Annotated in this window: 9 protein-coding genes; 6 read left to right on the top strand and 3 right to left on the bottom strand. The window is 69.0% G+C overall.

The window, feature by feature from the left end; translation table 11 throughout:
* A partial coding sequence (locus tag JWP28_RS09225) for an L-serine ammonia-lyase (protein WP_299542296.1) occupies nt 1–1,086 on the bottom strand: 1,086 nt, incomplete at its 3' end.
* Between the two features lie 107 nt (nt 1,087–1,193).
* Between JWP28_RS09225 and JWP28_RS09220 the strand changes: the two genes are divergently transcribed.
* On the top strand, nt 1,194–3,128 hold the full coding sequence (locus JWP28_RS09220; RefSeq protein WP_299542294.1) for a hypothetical protein: 1,935 nt from the start codon (nt 1,194–1,196) through the stop codon (nt 3,126–3,128).
* Nucleotides 3,129–3,139: 11 nt separating this feature from the next.
* Here JWP28_RS09220 and JWP28_RS09215 read toward each other — a convergent pair whose 3' ends face one another.
* Both JWP28_RS09215 and JWP28_RS09210 read right to left on the bottom strand, forming a co-directional pair.
* A complete protein-coding gene (locus JWP28_RS09215) occupies nt 3,140–4,033 on the bottom strand; it encodes a pirin family protein (RefSeq protein ID WP_299542292.1) in 894 nt (297 codons plus the stop codon).
* 18 nt (nt 4,034–4,051) lie between these two features.
* The gene (locus JWP28_RS09210) at nt 4,052–4,549 is read right to left on the bottom strand and encodes an Lrp/AsnC family transcriptional regulator (RefSeq protein WP_299542290.1); all 498 of its coding nucleotides are present in this window, start codon (nt 4,547–4,549) and stop codon (nt 4,052–4,054) included.
* 475 nt (nt 4,550–5,024) lie between these two features.
* Between JWP28_RS09210 and JWP28_RS09205 the strand changes: the two genes are divergently transcribed.
* From JWP28_RS09205 to JWP28_RS09185, 5 genes are all read left to right on the top strand, one after another.
* Complete coding sequence (locus JWP28_RS09205; protein ID WP_299542288.1) at nt 5,025–6,266, top strand: thiamine pyrophosphate-dependent enzyme; 1,242 nt, start codon at nt 5,025–5,027, stop codon at nt 6,264–6,266.
* A 74-nt stretch (nt 6,267–6,340) separates the two neighbouring features.
* Complete coding sequence (locus tag JWP28_RS09200; RefSeq protein WP_366143797.1) at nt 6,341–7,345, top strand: alpha-ketoacid dehydrogenase subunit beta; 1,005 nt, start codon at nt 6,341–6,343, stop codon at nt 7,343–7,345.
* Nucleotides 7,346–7,349: 4 nt separating this feature from the next.
* Nucleotides 7,350–8,648, top strand: a complete 1,299-nt coding sequence (locus JWP28_RS09195) for a dihydrolipoamide acetyltransferase family protein (RefSeq protein WP_299542285.1) — start codon at nt 7,350–7,352, stop codon at nt 8,646–8,648.
* 4 nt (nt 8,649–8,652) lie between these two features.
* Nucleotides 8,653–10,050, top strand: coding sequence for a dihydrolipoyl dehydrogenase (gene lpdA, locus JWP28_RS09190; protein ID WP_299542283.1), 1,398 nt, complete (start codon nt 8,653–8,655; stop codon nt 10,048–10,050).
* Between the two features lie 121 nt (nt 10,051–10,171).
* Nucleotides 10,172–10,471: a hypothetical protein gene (locus JWP28_RS09185; protein ID WP_299542281.1), complete on the top strand. Its 300-nt coding sequence runs from the start codon at nt 10,172–10,174 to the stop codon at nt 10,469–10,471.
* Nucleotides 10,472–10,592 lie beyond the last annotated feature (121 nt).

The raw sequence follows: 10,592 nt of genomic DNA, 5'->3' as shown, positions 1-10,592 counted from the left end.
GGCGCCCAGCGCCGCCGCGAGCCCCGCCGCCGCCATCGAGCAGGCGACGCCCACCTCGCCCTGGCAGCCGACCTCGGCGCCGGAGATCGAGGCGTTCTTCTTGTAGAGCGCGCCGATCGCCGCGGCGGTCAGCAGGAAGGTCCGCCGCCCGTCCGCCGTGCCCTGGTGGAAGCGGTCGTAGTAGCGCAGCACCGCCGGCACGAGCCCGGCCGCGCCATTGGTCGGCGCGGTGACGACCTTGCCGCCAGCCGCGTTCTCCTCGTTCACCGCCAGCGCCCAGAGGTTGACCCAGTCCAGCGCCGCCAGCGGGTCGGCGATCCGCTTGTCGGCGTCGGACATCAGCGATTGATGCACCTGGAAGGCGCGGCGCTGCACCTTCAGCCCGCCCGGCAGGATCCCGTCGGTGCGCATGCCGCGGTCGATGCAGGCGTACATCGCCGAGGCGATCTCATCGAGGCCCGCGTCGGTCTCGGCGTCCGGCCGGCGGACCGCCTCGTTGGCGCGCATGACCCCGGCGACGGTCAGTCCCGCGTCCGCCGCCATCCGCAGCAACTGCTCGCCGGACTCGAAGGGGTAGGGGACGGCGGGCCCGGCGTCGGCCGGCGCGTTGCGGCCCATCTCGTCCTCGTCGCGCACGAAGCCGCCGCCGATCGAGAAGTAGGTCCGCTCGGCGATGCGGTCGCCGGCCGCGTCGAAGGCGGCGAACTTCAGAGCATTGGGATGTTGCGGCAGTCGCATGCGGCCTTCCCAGAGGAGATCGCGGGCCTCATCGAAGGCGATGCCGTGACGGCCGGCCAGATTCAGCGACTGATTGGCGCGGATGTCGCCGACCACCCGGTCGGCCTCGTCCGGATCGAGGCGGCGCGGCTCGAACCCCGCCAGCCCTAGAATCACCGCCCGGTCCGTGGCGTGCCCCCGCCCGGTCAGCGCCAGCGAGGCGTAGAGCGTCACCTCCACCCGCGCCGCCCGCTCCACGCGCTCGCCCAGCCGCGCCAGGAACCGCCCGGCGGCGGTCATCGGACCCATGGTGTGCGAGCTGGAGGGACCGATCCCCAGCTTGAAAAGGTCGAAGACGCTGACGTTCATGGGCGCGTCCTTAGCCGGTTCACGCCCAGAACCGAAGAGCCGGACGTGCAAGCCCTTCCGCGCCGAAGCCAAGCTGCTAGGAATACCCGTGGTCGGGGAGCGGCGTCATGTCCGAGATGCTGGAGCCGGAAAGATCGTCCGAAGGCGCGCTGTCGTCCGAGACGGGCTCAGTGGGCGTCGCGGTCGCTCTGGACGAGGCGCGGCATGATCCGTCGCTGCGCGGGGAGGTCGCGGCCTTCCTCGCCGCCCAACGCAAGCTAGCCGAACTCCAGGCGCGCCAGCTGAACGGCCAGGTCCGCGACCTGAAGGTCCGCAGCCTGAGCGATCTGGTGAAGCTCGCCCTGCAGGGGCTGACGCTCGCGGCCGCGCTGGCGCTGATCGTCGTGCTGGTCGCGATGGTGAACGACGCCGCCAACGCGCGCGGGCTGGTGGTGGCCGGTTTTTCGGCGCCGCCCTCGTTCGCGGCCCGCGGCATGAGCGGCGAGGTTCTGGCGGGCGAGCTGATCAGCCGCATCGACGCCGTCCACCGGTTCGCCAACGCCAACTCGCTGACCCGCTCCGACGACGTCCGCGGCGACAACGCCGATGCGGTGAAGCTGGAAATCCCGCAGACCGGCCTCTCGCTGGACGACCTCGCGCGTTTCCTGCGCCGTCGCCTCGGCCACGAGGTGCGGTTGACCGGCGACGTGCGCGACGAGGGCGCCGGCATTGCAGCCATCACCCTGGCGGTCTCCGGCTCGGACCCGATCGTCGTCCGCGGTACTGCCGCCGATATGGACGGACTGTTGCAGCAGGCGGCCGAGAAGGCGTTCCAGGCCTTCGACCCCAGCAACTTCATCCTCTACCTGGTGGGACGCGGCCGGAGCGACGACGCGCGCGAAGCCGCCGACCACCTCGCCCATTTCGGCCGCACGCCGGACGAGCAGACGGCCGGCTATGCGCTCTCGGCCAACACCGATGGCGATCGACGGCGGGCCTCGTCAACGATCCTCATCGCGATCCAGGCGGCGCCGACCAACATGGCGTCGCGGATGGAGGCGGCGAGCTCGAACCAAGCGCTCGGCCATGACGAGGCGATGCTGGCCTTTGCGCGGCAGTTGCTGAAGCTGCGGCCCGAAGACCAGCCGCGCCAGCAGCAGGGCAGCGGTGTGGCGTTCCTGCGGGCGACCGCCAAGGCGAGGATCGACCAGGCGACGGGCGATTTCGGAAATCTCGAGTCGGACCAGGCTCCGCTTGTGGGGGACCTGTCGGACAGGTTCGTGGGAGCCGCTCGGGCCGCCGCCCTGCTGCACGACGGCGGCACGGCTGCGGGGCGGCTCGCCCGGCTGGAGACGCTCGGCGATGGACAGACGCTGCCCGTGCTCGAAGCGCGGTGGCGCTTGGCCGCCGCGGTTGGAGATTGGCCGAGCGCGCGCGCCACCGCCGAAGCCCTGATGAAGGCCGCAGACCTGGCGCGCGCGGCGTCCCAGGCCAGCGCGGCGGGCTTCATCCAGGCGAAGCGGGAAACTGTCTACGAGCCATGGTTGGCGCTGTCGCAGGCCAGGACCGGCCAGGTCACACAGGCGCAAGCCGTGGTCGGCCAGACGCCCCTCGACTGCTATCTCTGCGTTCGCGCGCGGGCCCAGGTTGCGGCCGCCGCCGGCGACCGGGCCGGCGCCGACCGCTGGTTCGCCGAAGCGGTGCGGCAGGGGCCGTCGCTGCCCTATGCCCACCTGGAATGGGGGCAGGCGAAGCTTGCCCGAGGCGACGTGCGCGGCGCGCTGGCCGAACTCGCCAAGGCCCGGTCACTGGGGCCGCGTTTCGCCGACGCTTCGGAAGCCTGGGGCGAGGCGCTGCTGGCGAGCGGCGACGCCGCCGCAGCCGAGCAGAAATTCCAGGCCGCCGCCGCGCTCGCGCCGCGCTGGGGCCGGTTGCACTTGAAGTGGGGCGAGGCGCTGGCCCGGCGGGGGAGGGCCGAGGATGCGCACAGCCAGTTCAAGGCCGCCTCGGCGCTGTCCCTTTCCGCCCCCGACCGCGCCGAGCTCGCCGCGCAGCACGTCTGAGCGTTCCGCGCTCAGCTCATCGGATTGGCTGGCCCCGGCGGATCGGGCGGCAGGGGGATGAACTCCTGGTCGTCGGCGTCGGGCAGTTTCATACGCCCGGCCCGCCAGTCGGCCTTAGCCTGTTCGATCCGCTCCTTCGAGGAGGCCACGAAGTTCCACTCGATGACCCTCGGCCCGAGCGGCTCGCCGCCCAGCAGCATGACGATGGCGTCGGTCACGGCGGTGACCGGAACGGTCTGGCCGGGCGCGAAGACCGCCATCTGGCCCTGTTGGATCTGCTGCCCGTCGATCTCGACGATACCCTGCGCCACGTAGGCCGCGCGCTCGGGATACTCCGCCGGCAACTCGGCGGTCGCGCCGGCGTCCAGCGCCCAGTGGACGTAGAACATCGGCGAGTGGACCTTCACCTTGGCCTCCGCGCCGAACGCCTTGCCGGCGATCAGCCGCGCCCACATGCCGCCGCCTTCATAGGTCGGCAGGTCGGCCCGGCCGTGGTGGGCGAAGGCGGGGTCCGTCTCCTCCTGCTCGGTGGGCAGCGCCACCCAGGCCTGGATGCCGTGCATGGTCCCGCCGTGCGCCCGCAGGTTCTCGAACCGCTCGGAATGGGTGATGCCGCGCCCGGCAGTCATCCAGTTGACCTCGCCCGGCCGGATCACCTCGGTGGAGCCGACGCTGTCGCGGTGGGTGATCTCGCCGTCGAACAGATAGGTCACGGTCGAGAGTCCGATGTGCGGATGCGGCCTGACGTCGACGTTCCGCGGGAACCCCGCCGCGAACTGCGCCGGCCCCATGTGGTCGAAGAAGGCGAACGGCCCGACCATCCGGTGGGCATGATACGGCAGCACGCGGCCCACCTCGAACCCGCCGAGGTCCCTGCGCCGCTGGTCGATGACGAGTTCGATCATGGCTGTCTCCGTCTCGCGCTACCCCTGCGCGCTCACATAGGGACTGATCAAGCCAAGGGGAGCCGCGGTGGTGTTTTTCACCGAGCGGATGACGATGCGGCTCTCGATGTTGGAGACCAGGCCCAGCGACAGGATCCGCTCGCGTAGGAAGTCGTCGAAGGCGTGCATGTCGCGGGTCACGACCCTGAGCTCGTAATCCGCCGAGCCGGTGACCGTGGCGCACTGCACCACCTCGGAGAGCTTGGTGATCGCGGTCTCGAAGGCGTCGAGGTTCTCGCGGGTCGGCAGGGAGAGCTTCACCGTGCAATAGACCTCGAACCCCAGGCCCAACTTCTCGCGGTCGAGGATGGTCACCCGCCGCTGGATGACGCCGGCGTCCTCCAGCCGCTTGATCCGCCGCCAGCAGGGGCTGGACGACAATCCGACCCGCTCGGCGATCTCGGCTACCGAGAGGCCGGCGTCGTGCTGGATAAGGTCGAGTATCTTGGCATCGACGGCGTCCAGGACCTCAGACAAGTTTTCCTCCCCCTTCAGCGCCATATGAGCGTCGTTCGTGCCCCGGAACCGACAGCCGAGGGCACGCTTTTGGCAAGCAATTGCCGCATACTTATATGATCTTCCAAGGGACGCGCGAGGGGCAGAAGGAAGAAAATTGCGATGCGGCGCGCTGAAGTGACGCTCGACGACAAGTTTCTGCTCACGGAAGGTCGCGTTTTCATCATCGCCATGCCGCCGGGCCGCTCGCGCCTGGCGGGCCCTCGCCAGGCAGCGTTCGGCGGCGCCCGTCGATTCTCTGTGCAGGGTTAAACCGACCCTGATATTTAAGCGTTATGGAACGATTTGACGCCAAAGCTACGTGGCCAGCAAGGACGTTGCTCGATTTTGCTGAAATGAACGACCGACGTGCAGCCGGATCGATGGAAGGCTCCCGCCGCACCGAACTCCCGTGCCCACCCCGGATACCGATTTTCCGTTTCTGCAAGGACCGGCCATGACGACGCTCAAGAACAGTCGGGCGCTTAGCCTCCGCATCCCGGAGCCCCGCTTTCGGCCCGGCGAGACAGCGGATTTCTCCAACCTCACGATCCCCGAAGCGGGCGCGACGCCGCGCCCCGAGGTCGACACCGAACCCAAGGACATGCGCGACCTGGCCTATGGCCTGGTGCGGGTCCTGACCAAGGATGGCGAGGCTGTGGGGCCCTGGAACCCGGGGCTCGACGTGGCCACCCTGAAGCGCGGCCTTCGGACCATGATGCTGACCCGCGTCTACGATGATCGGATGTACCGCGCCCAGCGGCAGGGCAAGACCAGCTTCTACATGAAGTGCACCGGCGAGGAGGCCGTCTCGATCGCCCAGGCGATGGTGCTGAACCACGACGACATGTGCTTCCCGACCTATCGTCAGCAGGGGATCCTGATCGCGCGCGGCTATCCCATCGTCGAGATGATGAACCAGGTCTATTCCAACGCGCTCGACCCGATGAAGGGCCGCCAGCTGCCGGTGATGTACTCCTCCAAGGCGCACGGCTTCTTCACCATCTCCGGCAACCTCGGCACCCAGTTCACCCAGGGCGTGGGCTGGGCCATGGCCTCGGCGCTGAAGGGCGACGACCGCATCGCCTCGGCCTACATCGGCGACGGATCGACGGCGGAAGGTGACTTCCATCACGCGCTCACCTTCGCGTCGGTCTATCGCGCCCCCGTGATCCTCAACATCGTCAACAACCAGTGGGCCATCTCTTCCTTTCAGGGCATCGCCGGCGGCGAGGACGCGCCGTTCGCGTCGCGGGCCATTGGCTACAACCTCCCCTCGCTGAGGGTGGACGGGAACGACTTCCTGGCCGTCTACGCGGCGACCCAGTGGGCGGTCGAGCGCGCGCGATCCAACCTCGGCGCGACCGTGATCGAGCACTTCACCTATCGGGCGGAGGGGCATTCCACCTCCGACGATCCCAGCCGCTATCGGCCCGCCCACGAGGCCAAGCTCTGGCCCCTGGGCGATCCTATCGAGCGGCTGAAGGGTCACCTGATCCAGCTCGGCGAATGGTCGGACGCGGCGCAGCAGGCGCTGCACGAAGAGCTGGTCGAGCTGGTCCGCGCGGCCGGCAAGGAGTCGGAGACGCACGGCACCCTGCACGCCGGCGACCGCCCGAGCATCAAGACGATGTTCGAGGACGTCTACAAGGAGATGGACTGGCGCCTGATCCGGCAACGGCAGGAGCTGGGGGTTTGACGATGAACAAGCCGATCACCGCACCCACCGCCGCCGAGGCCGCCCAACAGGCCAACGGGGCTGAAACGGCGAAGATGAACATGATCCAGGCCATCAACTCGGCCATGGACGTGATGCTGGGGCGCGATCCCGACGTGCTGATCTTCGGCGAGGATGTCGGCTATTTCGGCGGCGTCTTCCGGGCCACGGAAGGGCTGCAGAAGAAGTACGGCCTGAACCGCTGCTTCGACGCGCCGATCTCCGAGGCCGGCCTGATCGGCGCTGCGGTCGGCATGGCGGCCTATGGCTTGCGGCCCTGCGTCGAGATCCAGTTCGCCGACTACATCTATCCCGGCTACGACCAGATCGTGTCGGAGGCTGCCCGGTTGCGCTACCGTTCGGCGGGCGATTTCTGGTGCCCGATGACCGTCCGAAGCCCCTATGGCGGCGGCATCTTCGGCGGCCAGACCCACAGCCAGAGCCCCGAGGCCCTGTTCACCCACGTCTCGGGCATCAAGACCGTGATCCCGTCGACCCCTTATGACGCGAAAGGCCTGCTGATCGCGGCCATCGAGGACGACGATCCGGTGGTGATCTTCGAGCCCAAGCGGCTCTACAACGGTCCCTTCGACGGCAATCCGGACACGCCGGTCACCCCCTGGCAGAAGATCGAAGGCAACGACGTCCCGGTCGGCCACTACACCGTGCCGCTGGGCAAGGCCCGCGTCGCGCGCGCCGGCTCCGAGGTCACGGTCCTGGCCTATGGGACGATGGTGCATGTGGCCGTGGCCTCCGCCGAACAGGTGGGCGTGGACGCCGAGGTGATCGACCTTCGAACGCTTGCGCCCGTGGACATCGAGGCGATAACCGCCTCGGTGAAGAAGACCGGGCGTTGCGTGATCGTGCACGAGGCGACGCGGACCTCCGGCTTCGGCGCCGAACTCTCGGCGCTGGTCCAGGAGGCCTGCTTCTACCACCTGGAAGCGCCCATCGAGCGCGTCACGGGCTGGGACACGCCATATCCGCACGCCTTCGAATGGGAGTACTTCCCGGGCCAGAAGCGCGTGGGCGCTGCCCTCAAGCGCGTGATGGAGGCTTAAAGGCGTGGGACGTTTCGTCTTCAAACTGCCCGATCTCGGCGAAGGCACCGCCGAGGCCGAGATCGTCGCCTGGCACGTCAAGGTCGGCGATGTCGTCGACGAGGACGCGCCGCTCGTGGACATGCTCACGGACAAGGCCACGGTGGAGATGACCTCGCCGGTCGCCGGCAAGCTGATCGAACTCAATGGCGCGCCCGGCGACATGGCCGCCGTCGGCGGCCCCATCGCCGTGTTCGAGGTCGAGGGCGCGGGCAATGCCGCCACAGGGCGCGCGCCGCCGGCGGCGGCCAAGGCGGTCGCCGAGAAGACGGCCTCACCGCCCCCCATTACCAAGGCGGTCGTCGAGGAGACGGAGGCGCCCCCGCCCCCAACCGCCGCGCCCCACGCGCCGGTCGCAGTCGCCGCGCGCGTCATCCCCGACCGAGCCGAAAACGAAAAGCCGCTGGCCTCGCCCGCCGTGCGCCGCCGGGCGGAAGATCTCGGAATCAAGCTCGGCCACGTGGCCGGAACCGGTCCTGCCGGCCGCATCACCCACGAAGACCTCGACCTCTTCATCGCGCTCGCTCGCTCGGGCGCCGGCGCCCCCGCGACCCTGGCCAGGCGCACCGCCGTGGAAGAGGTGAAGGTCATCGGCATGCGGCGCGCCATCGCCCGGCAGATGCAGGAGTCCAAGCGGCGCATCCCCCACTTCGCCTATGTCGAGGAAGTCGACATGACCGAGCTGGAGGAACTCCGCGTCCACCTCAACGCGACCAAGCGCGCCGATCAGCCGAAGCTGACGATGCTGCCCTTCCTCATGCGGGCCCTGGTGCGCGTGTTGCCGCAGTATCCGCAGATCAACGCGCGCTTCGACGACGAGGCCGGCGTGGTGCATCGCCACGCGGGCGTCCATATCGGGATCGCCACCCAGACCGCGAACGGGCTGGTGGTGCCGGTGGTCAAGCACGCCGAGGCGCTGGACGTCTGGGCGGCGGCCGCCGAGGTGGCCCGCGTCGCCGAGATCGCCCGCTCCGGCAAGGGATCGAAGGACGACCTCTCGGGATCGACCATCACCATCACCTCGCTGGGCCCGCTCGGCGGCATCGCCACGACGCCGGTGATCAACCACCCGGAAGTGGCCATCATCGGCCCCAACAAGATCGTCGACCGGCCCGTTGTGCGCCACGGCCAGATCGCCGTGCGCAAGATGATGAACCTGTCGTCGTCCTTCGATCACCGCGTGGTGGACGGCTACGACGCCGCGGAGTTCATCCAGAGGGTCAAGGCCATGCTGGAACACCCCGCAACCCTGTTCATGGACTGACGCCGTGGCCGAAACGATCAACACCCGCCTCCTGATCCTCGGCGGCGGACCAGGCGGCTATGTGGCGGCGATCCGCGCGGGGCAGCTTGGGATCGACACCGTGCTGCTGGAGGGCGACCGGCTGGGCGGCACCTGCCTGATCCGTGGCTGCATCCCGTCGAAGGCCCTGATCCACGTCGCGTCGAAGTTCGAGGGCATGGTCGAGGCCGCGGCCGGCGCGAAGGACGGCATTTCGCTGAGCGCCCCGCCCAGTCTCGACATGGCCAGGACCGTCGCCTGGAAGGAGACGGTCGTCGACAAGCTGAACGGGGGCGTCACCGCCCTCCTGAAGCGCGCCAAGACCCGGGTCGTGACCGGCTGGGGCCGCTTCAGCGACGCCAAGACCTGCCACGTCGAAACCAGGGACGGGCCGGTCACCATCAAGGCCGAGACCGTGATCCTCGCGGCCGGTTCCGTCGCCACCGCCTTGCCGCACATCCCCTTCGGCGACGACGTGATCTCCTCCACCGAGGCGCTGGCGCTCCAGGCGCTGCCCAAGCGCCTGGTGGTGATCGGCGCGGGCTACATCGGCCTGGAGCTTGGCTCGGCCTTCCGCAAGTTCGGCTGCGAAGTGACGGTGGTGGAGGCGCAGAACCGCATCCTGCCGCTCTACGACGAGCCGCTCACCAAGCCGGTGAAGACCTGGCTGGAAAAGGCCGGCGTCGCCCTGCACCTTTCGGCCAAGGCGACCGACTGGGCCAAGGGCCAGCTCACGGTGGAGAAGGACGGCGAGACCCTGCGCATCCCCGCCGACAAGCTGCTCGTCACCGTCGGACGGCGGCCCAACACCGAGGGCTGGGGCCTGGAGGAGATGGGCGTCGACATGGCCGGCGCCTTCGTGCACGTCAACGATCGGATGCAGACGTCCATGAGCGGCGTCTACGCCATCGGCGACCTCGTCGGCGAGCCGATGCTGGAGCACAAGGCGGTGGCGCAGGCGCACGTCGCCGTCGAGGTGATCGCTGGCCAGAACCGCACCTTCGATCCGGAGGCCATCGCCGCGGTCTGCTTCACCGACCCGGAGATCGTCTCGGCCGGACTGCTGCCGAAGGAGGCGGAAGCCGCCGGGCACGATCCGGTCAGCGCCATCTTCCCCTTCCAGGCCAACGGCCGCGCGCTCTCCATGGAGGCGGGCGACACCGGCGGGTTTGTGCGGGTGGTGGCGCGAAAAACCGATCACCGGGTGGTCGGCCTGCAAGCCGTCGGCGCGCACGTCTCGGAGCTCTCCGGCGAGTTCGCCATGTCCATCGAAATGGGCGCGCGACTGGAGGATCTGGCCGGGACCATCCATGTCCACCCGACCCTGTCGGAAGCCGTCCACGAGGCGGCGCTCAGGGCCCTGGGCCACGCCATCCACATTTAGAGCGACGAGCCTCCGGCGTTCGGCCCGCCAAGCCGCGCCGCGACGGCTTCCAAAGCCGCGCCGATAGAGCCACTATCGCACCACCAAGGGGTGGCTGAGACTCCGCGGGCGAGAGGCGCCGATGTACGAAAGCGAAGAAAGACGCATCCACGACAGCGTCGGCCTGATCGGGCTCCGCGCCCACGCCACCTCCGTGGGTCTCGTGCAGCTCACCGCCGAGCTGGTGCGGGCCGGCGTGCTGGACGAGGCGGCCGTCGATCGGATCAAGGACGCCATCGTCAAGGAGCTGTCCTTCTCCCGCGCCCGGTCCGCCTCCAAGGAGGAGTTCGAGCGCTCGACCCGCCTGCGGCTGGACGGCCTGTTCGCCGGCAAGGAACACTTCGGCGACCTGCCGCCGAAACCGCCGGGGTCCATCGACTAGGACCAATCGACATTCAGGATTCCCTACGCTGAGGGGTGCTGATTCATTCCGTTCCGGATTGGCTGATTCGGAGCAGTGGGATGGCTGTGAAGCGCTATGAGCTGAGCGAGGCGCAGTGGTT

The organism is Phenylobacterium sp., from assembly GCF_028290885.1.
Taxonomy (GTDB): domain Bacteria; phylum Pseudomonadota; class Alphaproteobacteria; order Caulobacterales; family Caulobacteraceae; genus Phenylobacterium.
The sequence above is the reverse complement of the archived record's forward strand: the minus strand, read 5'-3'. Positions and strand labels throughout refer to the sequence as shown.

Bases quoted from the DNA above. Each gene is read 5' to 3' on its own strand.
- JWP28_RS09220 (WP_299542294.1), top strand. From the start codon at position 1,194: ATGTCCGAGATGCTGGAGCCGGAAAGATCGTCCGAAGGCGCGCTGTCG.
- JWP28_RS09215 (WP_299542292.1), bottom strand. From the start codon at position 4,033: ATGATCGAACTCGTCATCGACCAGCGGCGCAGGGACCTCGGCGGGTTC.
- JWP28_RS09205 (WP_299542288.1), top strand. From the start codon at position 5,025: ATGACGACGCTCAAGAACAGTCGGGCGCTTAGCCTCCGCATCCCGGAG.
- JWP28_RS09200 (WP_366143797.1), top strand. From the start codon at position 6,341: ATGAACATGATCCAGGCCATCAACTCGGCCATGGACGTGATGCTGGGG.
- JWP28_RS09185 (WP_299542281.1), top strand. From the start codon at position 10,172: ATGTACGAAAGCGAAGAAAGACGCATCCACGACAGCGTCGGCCTGATC.